Annotated in this window: 14 protein-coding genes; 4 read left to right on the forward strand and 10 right to left on the reverse strand. The window is 72.3% G+C overall.

Translation table 11 applies throughout. The features are described 5' to 3' along the window. Positions 1-20 precede the first annotated feature (20 nt). Together C1N81_RS17365 and C1N81_RS17370 are read right to left on the reverse strand one after the other, a co-directional pair. Positions 21-986, reverse strand: coding sequence for a DUF979 domain-containing protein (locus C1N81_RS17365; protein WP_394430107.1), 966 nt, complete (start codon positions 984-986; stop codon positions 21-23). Further along, positions 983-1,726, reverse strand: a complete 744-nt coding sequence (locus C1N81_RS17370) for a DUF969 domain-containing protein (protein ID WP_394430109.1) — start codon at positions 1,724-1,726, stop codon at positions 983-985. The genes C1N81_RS17365 and C1N81_RS17370 overlap by 4 nt, the downstream gene beginning before the upstream one ends. Before the next feature lie 213 nt (positions 1,727-1,939). Between C1N81_RS17370 and C1N81_RS17375 the strand changes: the two genes are divergently transcribed. Genes C1N81_RS17375 through C1N81_RS17385 form a run of 3 tightly spaced genes read left to right on the forward strand, consistent with a single transcriptional unit; the run spans position 1,940 to position 4,274 of the window. Then, complete coding sequence (locus C1N81_RS17375; protein ID WP_394438005.1) at positions 1,940-2,695, forward strand: LamB/YcsF family protein; 756 nt, start codon at positions 1,940-1,942, stop codon at positions 2,693-2,695. Beyond that, a complete protein-coding gene (locus C1N81_RS17380; RefSeq protein ID WP_394430111.1) occupies positions 2,692-3,414 on the forward strand; it encodes a 5-oxoprolinase subunit B family protein in 723 nt (240 codons plus the stop codon). Before C1N81_RS17375 ends, C1N81_RS17380 begins: the two co-directional genes overlap by 4 nt. Next, positions 3,411-4,274: a 5-oxoprolinase subunit C family protein gene (locus C1N81_RS17385; protein ID WP_394430113.1), complete on the forward strand. Its 864-nt coding sequence runs from the start codon at positions 3,411-3,413 to the stop codon at positions 4,272-4,274. The genes C1N81_RS17380 and C1N81_RS17385 overlap by 4 nt, the downstream gene beginning before the upstream one ends. 4 nt (positions 4,275-4,278) lie before the next feature. Here the strand turns inward: C1N81_RS17385 and C1N81_RS17390 are convergent, their stop codons facing one another. The 6 genes from C1N81_RS17390 to C1N81_RS17415 form a co-directional block, all read right to left on the reverse strand. Then, a complete protein-coding gene (locus tag C1N81_RS17390; RefSeq protein WP_394438007.1) occupies positions 4,279-4,830 on the reverse strand; it encodes a TetR/AcrR family transcriptional regulator in 552 nt (183 codons plus the stop codon). Between the two features lie 67 nt (positions 4,831-4,897). Then, positions 4,898-5,923 carry an agmatine deiminase family protein gene (locus tag C1N81_RS17395; RefSeq protein ID WP_394430115.1) on the reverse strand — a complete coding sequence of 342 codons (1,026 nt, stop codon included), beginning with the start codon at positions 5,921-5,923 and terminating at the stop codon, positions 4,898-4,900. 9 nt (positions 5,924-5,932) lie between these two features. Continuing rightward, complete coding sequence (locus tag C1N81_RS17400; protein ID WP_394430117.1) at positions 5,933-7,645, reverse strand: urease subunit alpha; 1,713 nt, start codon at positions 7,643-7,645, stop codon at positions 5,933-5,935. After that, the gene (gene ureA / locus C1N81_RS17405; protein WP_394430119.1) at positions 7,642-8,346 is read right to left on the reverse strand and encodes an urease subunit gamma; all 705 of its coding nucleotides are present in this window, start codon (positions 8,344-8,346) and stop codon (positions 7,642-7,644) included. The genes C1N81_RS17400 and ureA overlap by 4 nt, the downstream gene beginning before the upstream one ends. Before the next feature lie 141 nt (positions 8,347-8,487). Further along, positions 8,488-9,576: a branched-chain amino acid aminotransferase gene (locus tag C1N81_RS17410; protein ID WP_394430121.1), complete on the reverse strand. Its 1,089-nt coding sequence runs from the start codon at positions 9,574-9,576 to the stop codon at positions 8,488-8,490. 256 nt (positions 9,577-9,832) lie between these two features. Then, positions 9,833-10,873, reverse strand: coding sequence for a 3-isopropylmalate dehydrogenase (locus C1N81_RS17415; RefSeq protein ID WP_394430123.1), 1,041 nt, complete (start codon positions 10,871-10,873; stop codon positions 9,833-9,835). A gap of 142 nt (positions 10,874-11,015) precedes the next feature. Here C1N81_RS17415 and C1N81_RS17420 point away from each other — a divergent pair, with 142 nt between their 5' ends. After that, positions 11,016-12,566 (forward strand): purple acid phosphatase family protein, encoded by a 1,551-nt coding sequence (locus tag C1N81_RS17420; protein WP_394430125.1) that lies wholly within the window; start codon positions 11,016-11,018, stop codon positions 12,564-12,566. Positions 12,567-12,570: 4 nt separating this feature from the next. Here C1N81_RS17420 and C1N81_RS17425 read toward each other — a convergent pair whose 3' ends face one another. Together C1N81_RS17425 and C1N81_RS17430 are read right to left on the reverse strand one after the other, a co-directional pair. Further along, on the reverse strand, positions 12,571-12,714 hold the full coding sequence (locus C1N81_RS17425) for a hypothetical protein (protein WP_361065280.1): 144 nt from the start codon (positions 12,712-12,714) through the stop codon (positions 12,571-12,573). A gap of 249 nt (positions 12,715-12,963) precedes the next feature. After that, positions 12,964-13,506 carry a GNAT family N-acetyltransferase gene (locus C1N81_RS17430; RefSeq protein ID WP_394430127.1) on the reverse strand — a complete coding sequence of 181 codons (543 nt, stop codon included), beginning with the start codon at positions 13,504-13,506 and terminating at the stop codon, positions 12,964-12,966. Positions 13,507-13,582 lie beyond the last annotated feature (76 nt).

Consider the following 13,582-nt stretch of genomic DNA (forward strand, 5'->3'; position numbering starts at 1 on the left):
CGGTCATAGCTGCGTCCTTTCTAGACCGCGAAAACGGCCATGATCACGATGTTGCAGACGAGGAGCGCGATCCCCGTCGGCAGCTGCGCCTTGATCGGCCCGTACTGATCCTTCAGTTCGAGCAGCGACGCGGGGACGATGTTGAAGTTGGCGGCCATGGGCGTGCAGAGCGTGCCGGAGAATCCGGCGAGCATGCCGATGGCGAGGACGGCGGCCTCGTTGCCGTGCATCTGCTGGATGAGCACGGGCCAGCCGATGGCCGCGGTCATGACGGGGAACGCGGCGAACGCGTTGCCCATGATCACGGTGAACAGGAACATGCCGACGCAGTACGCGATGACGGCGAAGTACTTGGAGTTGTCGGGCAGGACATCATTGATGATCTCGCCCACCTGGGTGCCGACCCCCGCGACCGCGAAGATCGAGCCGAGCACCGAGAGGAGCTGCGGCAGGAGCAGCGCGGAGCCCATCGCCTCCAGCATCGAGCGGCCGGAGTGGATGGGGACGGACACCTTGCGCTCGCCGGTGACGATCATGCCGACGACGAGCGCCACGATGCAGCCGAGGCCGAGCCCGATCAGCGTGGCCTTGCCGGTCTCGAAGAGGCCGGACTCGTCGAGGAAGGACGCGCAGATGATGGCGACGATCGGGATGGTGACGGCGGGGATGAAGAGCTTGTTGCCGAGGCGGGCCGCCGATGCCTCGCGCTGTTCCTGTGTCGTGGTGACCGGCACGCCCTTGCCGATGAAGTTGAATCCGGCGAGCACGATGAGGGCGAGGACGGCGACGCCGAGCGGTTCCGCGGGCAGGCTCCAGCTCGCACCGCCCTCGACGACCCCGGTCCCGTAGGGGAAGGTCAGTCCGAGGAGCCCCCAGAACGCGGCGGACGTCCACCGCTTGGGGTTGCTCGCGTCCCGCGCCATCTGCACGGCCATGACGACGAAGACGAGACCGATGAGCCAGTAGAGCCATTCGACCTTGATCACTTGGCGGACTCCTCACGGCTCTGGCCCGGCGTCTGCGGCGGCAGCGGCAGGTCGTTCTCGGCGGCGGCCAGCGCCATCTCGCGCTCCAGCTGCTTGTCGAGGAGCAGCAGCCGTGCACCGTGGATGACGAAGGCGCAGACGGCCAGCGGGATGGCCCACAGGGCGAGTTGGGTCGGCTCCAGCTCCTGGTGGTAGGTGGAGTTCACGAAGCCGGTGATCAGCAGGATGGAGCCGATCGCGATGAAGCAGTCCTCGCCGAAGAAGAGGCCGACGGTGTCGGCGGAGGAGGAGTAGGAGCGGACCTTCTCGCGCAGCTTGTCGGGGAGGGGTGCCCCGGCGGTGCGCTCGGCGGCGGCTTCGGCCATGGGGGCGACGAGCGGGCGCACGGTCTGCGCGGGGCCGCCGAGGTTGTTCAGGCCGAAAGCGGCCGTGACCTGGCGGACGAGCAGGTAGACGGTGAGGAAGCGGCCGGCGCTGAGCTTGCCGAGCTTTCCGATGAGGGTGCGGGCCTGCTCGCGGAGCCCGTAGCGCTCGAGGAGTCCGATCACCGGGAGCACGATGGCGAAGACCGTGACCGACCGGCTGTCCGCGAAGGCGTGGCCGAAGGCGGCGAGGATCTCCTGCGGGTTCATCTTGCCGAGCAGTCCTGTGGCGATGCCGGCGACGCCGACCACCAGGACGGGATTGCGGCGCGTGACGAATCCGAGGATCACCACGAGCACGCCGAGAAGCACGATCATGCGGCTGCCTTCTTTGCCGACGAGGGCATGGGGGAGCACTGGGCGACATGGAAGCGGAGGGTCCTCATGATGGACCTCCTCTTCCATGGGGGATGCACGGACCCTAGGTGATCGTTGAACGATCGAACAAGAGGTAACTCGAGGTTGTGGCGCATCCCCCATCAAATCCACCTCTTGTCGGATTGTTGAACGATCGCTTACGTTGAGCGGGTGATGCAGATCGACCTCAACGCCGACCTCGGCGAAGGCTTCGGCCGCTGGACACTCACCGACGACGAGGCCCTCCTCTCGGTGGTGACCAGCGCCAACGTCGCCTGCGGCTTCCACGCGGGCGACCCCTCCGTGATGCGCCGGGTCTGTGACCTGGCCGCCGAGCGGGGGGTGCGGATCGGTGCGCAGGTCTCCTACCGGGACCTCGCCGGGTTCGGCCGCCGCGCCATGGACGTGCCCCCGGACGAACTGGCGGCCGAAGTGGCGTACCAGATCGGGGCGTTGCGCGTGTTCGCGCAGGCCGCAGGGGCCGAGGTGACGTACGTCAAACCGCACGGCGCGCTCTACAACCGCACGGTCCACGACGACGCGCAGGCCCACGCGGTGGTCGCCGGGGTCCGGCTCGCGGGCGGCGCCCTGCCGGTCCTCGGCCTGCCCGGCTCGAAGCTCCTCACCGCCGCCGGGGAAGCGGGCCTCACCCCCGTACGGGAGGCCTTCGCCGACCGGGCCTACACGCCGGAGGGCACGCTCGTCCCGCGCCGCGAACCCGGCGCCGTGGTCGAGGACGCGGACACGGTGGTGCGCCGCGCCGTCGGTTTCGCCGTGGACGGCGGGGTCGACGCGGTGGACGGTACGCGCGTCGCGGTCGCCGCCCGCTCGCTGTGCGTGCACGGCGACACCCCCGGCGCCGCCGCGATCGCCGCGCGGGTCCGCGCCGCCCTGGAGGAGGCCGGTGTCACGGTGGGTGCGTTCACGTGAGCGCGGACCTGGTGGTCCGCCCGGCGGGACGGCACGCGCTCCTCGTCGAGCTGCCGGACGCCGAGCGCGCCGGGGCCCTCCACGCGGAGCTGCTGCGCCGCCGTACCGACGGCACTCTGCCCCCGGTCGCCGAGATCGTCCCCGGCGCGTGCACGGTCCTGCTCGACGGCGTCCCCGACCCGGCCGCGCTGACCCGCCGCCTCACCTCCTGGACCGTCCCGGCCGCTCCCCCGGCCGACGGCGACGTGGTGACGATCCCCGTCGAGTACGACGGCCCCGACCTGGCCGAGGTCGCCGCGCTGTGGGGCGTCCCCGAGGAGGAGGTGGGCGCCCGCCACGCCTCGTACGCCTACCGCGTCGCGTTCTGCGGTTTCGCCCCCGGCTTCGGCTACCTGACCGGCCTGCCCGAACCCCTGCACGTCCCGCGCCGCGCGACCCCGCGCACCCGCGTCCCGGCGGGCGCGGTGGCCCTGGCGGGCCCGTACTCGGCGGTCTACCCGAGAGCGACCCCGGGCGGCTGGCAGATCATCGGCACGATGAAGGACCCGGCCCCCTTGTGGAACACGGACCGGGATCAAGCCGCCCTCCTCACCCCCGGAACACGGGTCAGATTCGCCCCGCCAGGGGCGCGGGGAACCGCGCGAGCAACCACAAACGACGACCGGTCGGCATCCGACACCACCCGCCACGGCGACCAGCCGAACCCGAGCGAACGATGACGACAAAACTGACGGTCACCCGCCCCGGCGCCCTCACCACCATCCAGGACACCGGCCGCCAAGGCCACGCCCACCTCGGCGTCCCGAGGTCGGGCGCCCTGGACGCCCCCGCCATGAACCTGGCCAACAGACTCCTTGGCAACCCGGAGGGCACCGCCGTACTGGAGACGACCCTCACGGGCTGCGCCCTGCGCCCCGACAGGGACCTCACCATGGTGGTCGGCGGCGCCCCGTGCCCGGTCACCGTGGACGGTAGGCCCGCCCCCTGGGGCACCCCGGTCCGCGTCCCGGCGGGCGCCACCCTGGACGCGGGCCCGGCGACCTCCGGCATCCGCAGCTACGTGGCTGTCGCGGGTGGCATCGCGGTCGACCCCGTCCTGGGCAGCCGCTCCACCGACCTGCTCTCGGGGCTCGGCCCGGCCCCTCTGGCACAGGGCGACCTCCTCCCCGTAGCCCGTGCCACCGCCGCCGCGCCCCCCGCGCTCCCCGTCGCCCCGCCCTGGCCCGCGCCCCCCGCCGAGCTGGTGCTCCCGGCGCGGTTCGGCCCCCGGGCGGACTGGTTCACCGAGGCGGCGCTGCGCACCTTCCTGACCGCCACCTACACGGTGTCGGTGCACAGCAACCGGATCGGGCTGCGGACCGGGGGCCCGGCCCTGGAGCGGGCGACGGAGGGCGAGCTGCCCAGCGAGGGCATGGTGCTCGGCGCGGTGCAGGTGCCGCCGGACGGGCGTCCGGTGGTCTTCCTGCACGACCATCCGACGACCGGCGGCTACCCGGTGATCGCCGTGGTCGCGGAGGAGGCCCTGGCCGCGGCGGCGCAGGCGGTGCCGGGCACGCCGGTACGGTTCGCGCCCCGCTGAGCCGTCACCCCCGGCGAACCAGCCCCTCCTCGACGAACTCCTGGACGTGAGCGAGGGCCTGGGCCCGCTCCGCCCCCGGCAGCCCGATCGCGACATGGATGGAGAATCCGTCGAGCAGCGCCCGCAGCCGGGCCGCGTACCGGTCGGGGGCGACCGCGCGGAACTCGCCGCGCGCGACGCCCTCGGCGAGCAGCGCCACGAGGTCGTCGTGCCAGGCGCGTTCGATGGCGGACTGCCGGGTGCGGGCCGAGGCGCCGGCGGCCGTGCTCTGCGAGCGGTTCCACACCTCGAGCCACAACGTCCAGTGCGGGTCGCGGGGTGCGCCGGGCACGTACAGGTCCACGTAGGCGTCGAGCCGCTCCCGCGCGCTGCCGGGGCCGTCCAGCACCTTGCGCCGCTCCTCGCCGAGCCGGCCCTCGCTCCACTCCAGGGTGCGCAGCAGCAGTTCGTCCTTGGAGCCGAAGTGGTAGGCGAGGTGCCCGCTGCTCATGCCGACCTCGCGGCCGAGCGCGGCCATCGTGAGCCGTTCGAGACCGTTCTCGGCGATCATCCGCATGGCGGTGGCGAGCACGGTGTCCAGGGGCGGGGCCGGGGTGTGGCCCTGTCGGTGTCGGCGGGGCACGTCACCAGCCTGCCACGGGCTGCTGCTGGGTGACGCAGTGGATGCCGCCGCCCGCCGCGAAGATCGTCCGGGCGTCGACGAGGGTGACCGTGCGGGTCGGGAAGAGGCGGCGGAAGAGGGCGGCGGCCTCCTCGTCGCGCGGGTCGTCGAAGGCGCACAGGACGACGCCGTCGTTGCAGAGGTAGTGGTTGATGTAGGAGTGGTCGACCCATCCCGCGTCGTCCGCGAGCACGGTCGGGGCCGGGACCTCGACGATCTCCAGGGGGCGGCCCTGCGCGTCGGTGCGTCCGGTGAGGGTGCCGATGATCTCGCGGCTGACCTCGAAGTCCGGGTGGGCCGGGTCGCGTTGTGCGTGGACGAGGATGACGCCGGGCGCCGCGAACGCGGCGACGATGTCGACGTGCCCGCGCGTGCCGAACTCGCCGTAGTCGCCGGTCAGGCCGCGCGGCAGCCAGATCGCCTTCGACGTGCCGATCCGGGCGTGGATCTCGGCCTCGACCTGCTCCTTCGTCCATCCCTGGTTACGGTCGGGGTCGAGCTGCACGGTCTCGGTCAGCAGGACCGTGCCCTCGCCGTCGACATGGATGCCGCCGCCCTCGTTGACGAGCGGTGAGGAGTGGGCGGGCACGCCGGTGAGGTCGGCGATGTGGCGGGCGATCGTGGAGTCGTGTTCCCAGCGGGCCCAGTCCTGGGCGCCCCAGCCGTTGAACGTCCAGTCCACGGCGGCCGGTTCACCGCTGTCCCGGTGCTTGACGAAGGTCGGGCCGATGTCGCGCATCCAGGCGTCGTCGAGGTCGCGTTCGACGAGTTCGATGTCGGGGCTGAGGAGCGCGCGGGCCGAGCCGGCCTGGCCCGTGCCGACGATCATCGTCAGCGGTTCGTGGCGGCGTACGGCGTGGGCGACGGCGGCCCAGGCGGTGCGCGCCTCGGCCACCTCCTTCTCGTCGGTGAAGGTGGGGTTCGGTCCCGGCCAGGCCATCCAGGTCCGCTCGTGCGGGGCCCACTCGGGCGGCATCACATGGGTCATCGCGGGTCCTCAGAGGAAGTAGAGGCGGTTGAGGGAGACGGAGTCGGCCGGCTGGGAGCGCAGCGGTTCGCCGTCGAGGGTGACCAGGCCGGTGCGCTGGTCCACGTCCACCGCGCCCGTCCGGGAGTTGAGCCGCAGGTCGGCGGGGCCGATAGCCCGGGTGCCGCGCACGGCGACGCGGCGCCTGCGCGTCGGCATCCCGTCGTGGCCCTGGTCGACGGCGGCCTGCGCGACGAAGGCGACGGACAGCTCGGCGGCGGTCGCGCCGAACGCCCCGAACTGGGGTCCGAGGACGAGGGGTTCGCAGGTGTCGGTGGCCGCGTTCGGGTCGCCGACGACGCCGTACGCGGGGAACCCCGACTTGAGGACGAGCTGCGGCTTCGCGCCGAAGTACTCGGGGTGCCACAGCACGATGTCCGCCATCTTGCCGACCTCGATCGAGCCGATCTCGTGGGAGAGGCCGTGGGCGATGGCGGGGTTGAGGGTGAGCTTGGCGATGTAGCGCAGGACGCGCTCGTTGTCGTGGCCGACGCGGGGGTCGCCGAGTTCGGCCTTCATCTTCCCGGCCATGGCGAACGTACGGCGGACGGTCTCGCCCGCGCGGCCCATGCCCTGCGCGTCGGACGAGGTGATGCCGATGGCGCCCAGGTCGTGCAGGACGTCCTCGGCGCCCATCGTCCCGGCGCGGATGCGGTCGCGGGCCATGGCGGCGTCGCCTGGCAGGTCGGTCTTGAGGTCGTGGACGGAGACGATCATCCCGTAGTGCTCGGCGACGGCGTCCCGGCCGAAGGGCAGGGTGGGGTTGGTGGAGGAGCCGATGACGTTCGGGACGCCGGCCATCTTCAGCACGTTCGGCACGTGACCGCCGCCGCACCCCTCGATGTGGAAGGCGTGGATGGTCCGCCCCTCCAGGACCTTCAGGGTGTCCTCGACGGAGAGGCACTCGTTCAGGCCGTCGCTGTGCAGGGCGACCTGGACGTCGTGCTCCTCGGCGACGCGCAGCGCCGTGTCCAGGGCGCGGGTGTGGGCGCCCATGTCCTCGTGGACCTTGAATCCGCAGGCCCCGCCCTCGGCGAGCGCCTCCACCAGGGGCGCCTCGTGCGAGGAGGAGCCCCGGCCCAGGAAGCCGATGTTGACGGGCCAGGCGTCGAAGGCGGAGAAGGCGTGCTTCAGGGCCCAGGGCGAGTTGACCCCGACGCCCCAGACCGGGCCGAACTCCTGCCCGATGACCGTGGTGACCCCGGAGGCGAGCGAGGCCTCCATGATGCGCGGGGAGAGCAGGTGGACATGGGTGTCGACGGCCCCGGCGGTGGCGATGAGCCCTTCGCCGGAGACGATCGTGGTGCCCGTGCCGACGACGACGTCCACCCCGTCGAGGGTGTCCGGGTTCCCGGCGCGGCCGATCGCGTGGACGCGGCCTTCGCGCAGGCCGATCGAGACCTTGCGGATGCCGAGCGCGGCGTCGATGACGACGACGTTGCTGATGACGATGTCGCAGGTCTCGCGGACGGCGGCGGCCTTGAGGTGCAGCCCGTCGCGTGCGGTCTTGCCGAACCCGGCGAGGAACTCGTCCCCGTACGCCTGCGAGTCCGACTCCACCTCGATCACGAGCCCGGAGTCGCCGAGGCGGAGCCGGTCACCGGCGCGCGGGCCGTGCGTGCTCGCGTATTCGTACGGGGTGAGGCGGCGGGCCTCCGCGGGGTGGCCTCCGGGGCGGCTCATCGGTCCGCCTCCTTGCTGTCGAAGGGACCGACGCCGAGATATCCGCAGGCGGCGGCCCGTCGCAGCGCCTCCTCGCGGGCGCCGGGCGCGTCCAGCGGGCCGTCGACGAGCCCGGCGAAACCGATCGCCACGCGGGCACCGCCGATCGGGACGAGCCCCACGTCATGGGTCTCCCCAGGGCCGAACCGCACGGACGAACCGGCCGGGACCGCGAGCCGCATCCCGTACGCCCGCGCGCGCGGGAAGTCGAGGCGCGGGTTGGCCTCGAAGAAGTGGAAGTGGGAGGTGACGGAGACGGGGACGGTCGCGGTGTTGGTGACCGTGAGCGTCAGCCGGGGCGCCGGGTCGGCGTGTGCGGGGCCGGGGAGGAGCGCGCCGGGCGCTTCGTCGCCGAGGCCGCCGCCGATCGGGTCGCCGACCACCGCGAGCCGCGAGCCGTCGTCGAAGACGGCCTCGACATGCACCTCGGTGACCACGTCCGCGACGCCGGGCAGCACGTCACCGGGGCCGAGCACGGAGCGCGCCGCCTCGATCGCCTCGGCGAGCCGCCGCCCGTCCCGGGCCGCCTCGCAGACGGTGTCCGCTATCAGGGCCGTCGCCTCGGGCACGTTGAGCCGCAGCCCGCGTGCCTTGCGGGCCCTCGCCAGCTCGGCGGCGCCGAACAGCAGCAGCCGGTCGCGCTCGGTGGGGGTGAGTCGCACGCCGCGCACCTCCTCGAAGTTTAGAACGGCGTTCAAACCGATTTGAACGCCACTCTAAACGCCGGATCCGCGCGGACGCCAGGCCGCACACAGCAGAGCGCCCGCCCCCGAGAAGGGACGGGCGCTCGAACGAGGGTGGGCTCAGCCCAGCTGGTGCATCCAGCCGTGCTGGTCCTGCGCCGTGCCGCGCTGGATGTCCAGGAGCGCGTTGCGCAGCTTCATGGTGACCTCGCCGGCCACGCCGCCGGACTGCTGCCACTCGGCGCCCGCGCGCTTGACCGTGCCGACGGGCGTGATGACGGCCGCCGTGCCGCAGGCGAAGACCTCGGTCAGCTCGCCGGAGGCCGAGTCGGCCTGCCACTGCTCGATGGAGACGCGGCCCTCCTCCGACTTGTAGCCGAGGTCCTGGGCGACCGAGAGCAGCGAGTCGCGGGTGACGCCCGCGAGCAGCGAGCCGGTGAGGCCCGGGGTGATGATGCGGTCCCCGTACACGAAGTACAGGTTCATGCCGCCCAGCTCCTCGACCCACTTGTGCTCGACGGCGTCGAGGTAGGCGACCTGGTCGCAGCCCTTGGCGGCGGCCTCGGCCTGGGCGAGCAGGGACGCCGCGTAGTTGCCGCCGGTCTTGGCGTCGCCGACGCCGCCGGGGACGGCGCGCACGCGGTCCTCGGAGAGCCAGATGGAGACGGGCTTCACGCCGCCGGGGAAGTAGGCGCCGGCCGGCGAGGCGATGACGATGAAGAGGTACTCGTTCGCGGGCTTCACACCGAGGCCGACCTCGGTCGCGATCATGAAGGGGCGCAGGTAGAGGGACTCCTCGCCGCCGTGCGCGGGCACCCAGTCACGGTCCTGCCGCACGAGCGCGTCGCACGCCTCCAGGAAGATCTCGACGGGCAGCTCGGGCATACCGAGACGCCAGGCCGAGTGCTGGAAGCGCTTGGCGTTCATGTCGGGGCGGAACGTGGCGACCGTGCCGTCGGGCTGGCGGTACGCCTTGAGGCCCTCGAAGATCTCCTGCGCGTAGTGCAGGACGTTGGTGGCCGGGTCGAGGGAGAGCGGGCCGTAGGGGATGAGCTGGCCGTCGTGCCAGCCGCGGCCCTCGGTCCAGCGGACCGTCACCATGTGATCGGTGAAGTGGCGGCCGAATCCCGGGTTGGCCAGGATCGCCTCGCGCTCCGCTGCGGACAGCGGGGTGGCGGTGGGCTTGAGCTCGATCGTGGGCGTCGTCATGGTTGCGTGTCCTTCACCGTTGGTTGTGACGGACCGCGTTCACGCCTGCACTCCCTGTACTAGGACGTCCGAGCTTTTCTCCGTACATCGCGGCCCCACGTTCGATTATCGCGCGTGAGGTGCCGTGCTCGGTACGGGCCTGGAGGGTGCGGTGTGGTGCGGCCCAAGGGGATGGTGGCACCCGGGGCCGCCAACAGAGAAGCCGCCGGGCGCTTGATGCGACCCGGCGGCTGCTGTTGCGAGGAGGAGCGCCGGGTCAGCCGGCTACTCGGGCGGCGAGCGCGTCGCCGATCTCTTCCGTGGTGCGGGGCGCCGAGCCGCGCTCGCCGAGGTCGGCGGAGACGGCGGTCTCGATGCGCGCGGCCTCGGCCTCGTAGCCGAGGTGGCGCAGGAGCAGCGCGACGGACAGGACGGTGGCCGTGGGGTCGGCCTTGCCCTGGCCCGCGATGTCCGGGGCCGAACCGTGCACCGGCTCGAACATCGAGGGGAACTCGCGGCTCGGGTTGATGTTCCCGGAGGCCGCGACGCCGATGCCGCCGGAGACGGCCGCGGCGAGGTCGGTGATGATGTCGCCGAAGAGGTTGTCGGTGACGATCACGTCGAACCGGGCCGGGTCGGTGACGAGGAAGATCGTCGCGGCGTCGACGTGCAGGTAGTCGGTGGTGACCTCGGGGAACTCCTCGGCCACCCGGTTGAAGATGTTCGTCCACAGGTGGCCCGCGAAGGTCAGCACGTTGTTCTTGTGGACCAGCGTCAGCTTCTTGCGGGGGCGGGCCTGGGCGCGGGCGAAGGCGTCACGGACCACGCGCTCGACACCGTAGGCGGTGTTGACGGAGACCTCGGTGGCGACCTCGTGCTCGGTGCCCTGGCGGATGGTGCCGCCGTTGCCCGTGTACGGGCCCTCGGTGCCCTCGCGGATGACGACGAAGTCGATCTCCGGCTGACCGGCGAGCGGTGTCGCGACACCCGGGAGCAGCCTGCTCGGGCGCAGGTTCACGTGGTGGTCGAAGGCGAAGCGGAGCTTGAGCAGGAAGCCGCGCTCCAGGACGCCGGAGGGCACGCTCGGGTCGCCGATGGCGCCGAGCAGGATGGCGTCGTGCTTCTTGAGGGCGTCGAGGTCGGCGTCGGAGAGGGTCTCCCCCGTCGCGTGGTAGCGCCTGGCGCCGAAGTCGAACTCCTCGGTCTCCAGCTTCACATCCTGCGGGAGGACGGCGGAGAGGACCTTGAGACCCTGGGCCACGACCTCCTGGCCGATGCCGTCACCGGGGATCACTGCGAGATTGATGCTGCGAGACATGGTTCGCACCGTACTCGCTGTCCCATGGGATGACACGTCGTGTCCAGAATCCGGACAGCCGCACCGGGAGGGCGACTTCCCGTCAGCCCGCGTTCACCCGTACGCACGACCGGCGTTGGCCCGCGCCGGGCACCACGCCCTCATGGACCTTCCCGACTTCGGCATACCGGCACCGCTCGCCCGCCGGATGAGCATGGCCGAGCAGTACGAGTACCTGCGGACCAAGGTGGCGCGGCGGCGCGTGCTCGTGACGGCCGGCGCGATGGCGGGCACCGCGCTCACCGGCTGTTCGTCCGGCACGCCGGGCACGGCGACCCCCCGCACGTCGACGACCCCCGCCTCCGCCGTCCCGCCCTTCGGCCGCCATCTCGCCTTCGGGTCCGACCCGCGCACCCGGATGCGCGTCTCCTGGCAGACCCCGCACGCGGTCCGCGCCCCCTACGTCCGCGTCGGCACCGCACCCGGTGACCTGGGCCGGAAGATCCCGGCCGAAGTCCGCGCGCTGCACACCCCCGGCGTCGACGGCGTGCGCCTCGCGCTCGACCAGTTCTACGCGCACGCCGCCCTGGACGGCCTGCGTCCGGGCACGACCTACTACTACGGCGTCGGCCACGACGGCTTCGACCCGGCGTCCCCCGCGCACCGCGCGACCGTCTCGGCGTTCCGCACGGCGCCCGCCGCGGCCCCCACCTCGTTCACCTTCACCGCCTTCGGCGACCAGGGAGTCGGCAGCGCGGCGGCGGCGAGCGACCACCTGGTGCTGCGCCAGGACCCCGCCTTCCATCTGCACGCGGGCGACCTCTGCTACGCCGACGGCACCGGGCACGGAAAGCCGACGGACAGCTACGACCCCGGCGCCTGGGACCTCTTCCTCCAGCAGAACGAGCAGGTCGCACGGACCGTCCCGTGGATGGTGACCACCGGCAACCACGACATGGAGGCCTGGTACTCCCCCGACGGCTACGGCGGCCAACTGGCGCGCTGGGCCCTGCCGGACAACGGCTTCGACCCGCGTACGACCCCGGGCGCGTACTCCTTCACCTACGGGAACGTGGGCGTCGTGGCGCTCGACGCGAACGACGTCTCCTACGAGATCCCCGCCAACCTCGGCCACAGCGACGGCCGGCAGACCGCCTGGCTGGACCGGACGCTCGGCGCGCTGCGCGCCTCGCGCGGCGTGGACTTCGTGGTCGTCTTCTTCCACCACTGCGCGTACTCCACGTCCACACACGGCTCGGACGGCGGGGTGCGGGCGGCGTGGCTGCCGCTGTTCGCCCGCCACCAGGTGGACCTGGTGATCAACGGGCACAACCACGTCTACGAGCGGACCGACGCCGTCAAGGACGGCGCGGTCGGCCGCGAGGTACCGGTCGGCGGCGCGGTCGACCCGGCGCGGGACGGGGTCGTGTACGTCACCGCGGGCGGCGGCGGACGCGATCTGTACAGCTTCCAGGCCGGCAGCGCCGAGAGCTTCGAGGGGCGCGAGCGGCCCCACGAGCCCGTCGACAGCCTCGTGTGGAAGAAGGGACGGCGGGCGGCGGCCGAGACGGTCGCCTGGTCACGGGTGCGCTACCGCGGATTCTCCCTGCTCAGGGTCGAGGTGGAGAGCGGTGCGCGACCGCGCCTGAAGGTGTCGGCGCTCGCCCAGGACGGGCGGCGCGTCGACCACTTCGAGGTGCGGCGGGGGTCCTGAGGCTCTAGTGGCCGGTCTCGCCGCCGTTGTCCCTGCGGTCCAGGGCGCGCTGGAGGGCGGCGGCGGCGATCTTGGCGGTCTGGCGGTCGGCTTCGCTCGACGGGGAGACGTGACGGACTCGGCGGCGGGCAGGCGTCGCAGTGGCCATGACGGATCGACTCCTTGAGATCACTAGGGATTTCGAGGGCCGGAAGAGGCGGGGAGCGCGGGGCCGCAGGGGTTGCCTGCCAGGTGCTCCGGCTCGCTGCCGCCGTTCGCCAGTAAGCGATACGTTCGGCTCCTACAAAGCTTCAGTCCTGCAAAGCTTCGGCTTCTACAAAGCTAGGACAGGACTCCGGTTCTGTCTCCACAATTACTCGGACTTCCTACTATCTGAGACGGACCTCACCCCAGAGCCTCACAGCAGGTCGCCGTCGCGCCAGTCGAAGAGGAGCGAGTGCGAGGGGTCGAGACCCCGCGCGACCAGGGCGGGGAAGAGGTAGGGCGGGTCCTCGTCGGCCGGCAACACGATCGTTCCGGCCGGGCCGTACGCCGCGAACGGTCCGCTCCACTCGGTCCAGCCGCGCGCCACGTACAGCGGCGCCCCGTCGGAGGACGCCGAGAGCGCGCCGATGTCGTACGCGCCCATGATCACGCGCTCCAGGGCGCCCATCACGCGCCCGCCGAGCCCGGTGCGGCGCACGTCGGCGCGGACGGCGACCGCCTCCACGTAGCCGACGCGCAGCGTGCGCCCGTCGTGCACGGCGCGGCGCTGGGCGACACTGCCGTGGGCGAGGAGCGCGCCGGAGTCGTCGTGCACGAGGGCGTGCATGCCGCCGAGGCCGTGCGCCCAGTCGGCGTCGGAGAAGTCGCCGTCGAAGGCGTCGTCCAACAGGGCGCGGGCCGCGACGAGTTCGGGAGCGGTGAGGTCGGCCGTGTGGGCGGTGCGCAGCGTGGTCACCGGCACACGGTACTCAGCGTCCCGGCGCCGGGCAGGCGAATATCTCGGGCACGATGGAGTGCAGCACCGGCCGGGT

Source organism: Streptomyces sp. SGAir0957, assembly GCF_043523415.1.

What these genes read in the sequence shown, in the direction of transcription:
- C1N81_RS17395 (WP_394430115.1), bottom strand. Translation starts at nt 5,923, where the DNA reads ATGACCCATGTGATGCCGCCCGAGTGGGCCCCGCACGAGCGGACCTGG.
- C1N81_RS17420 (WP_394430125.1), top strand. Translation starts at nt 11,016, where the DNA reads ATGGACCTTCCCGACTTCGGCATACCGGCACCGCTCGCCCGCCGGATG.
- C1N81_RS17375 (WP_394438005.1), top strand. Translation starts at nt 1,940, where the DNA reads ATGCAGATCGACCTCAACGCCGACCTCGGCGAAGGCTTCGGCCGCTGG.
- C1N81_RS17425 (WP_361065280.1), bottom strand. Translation starts at nt 12,714, where the DNA reads ATGGCCACTGCGACGCCTGCCCGCCGCCGAGTCCGTCACGTCTCCCCG.
- C1N81_RS17400 (WP_394430117.1), bottom strand. Translation starts at nt 7,645, where the DNA reads ATGAGCCGCCCCGGAGGCCACCCCGCGGAGGCCCGCCGCCTCACCCCG.
- C1N81_RS17410 (WP_394430121.1), bottom strand. Translation starts at nt 9,576, where the DNA reads ATGACGACGCCCACGATCGAGCTCAAGCCCACCGCCACCCCGCTGTCC.
- C1N81_RS17415 (WP_394430123.1), bottom strand. Translation starts at nt 10,873, where the DNA reads ATGTCTCGCAGCATCAATCTCGCAGTGATCCCCGGTGACGGCATCGGC.
- C1N81_RS17370 (WP_394430109.1), bottom strand. Translation starts at nt 1,726, where the DNA reads ATGATCGTGCTTCTCGGCGTGCTCGTGGTGATCCTCGGATTCGTCACG.
- C1N81_RS17390 (WP_394438007.1), bottom strand. Translation starts at nt 4,830, where the DNA reads ATGCGGATGATCGCCGAGAACGGTCTCGAACGGCTCACGATGGCCGCG.
- C1N81_RS17385 (WP_394430113.1), top strand. Translation starts at nt 3,411, where the DNA reads ATGACGACAAAACTGACGGTCACCCGCCCCGGCGCCCTCACCACCATC.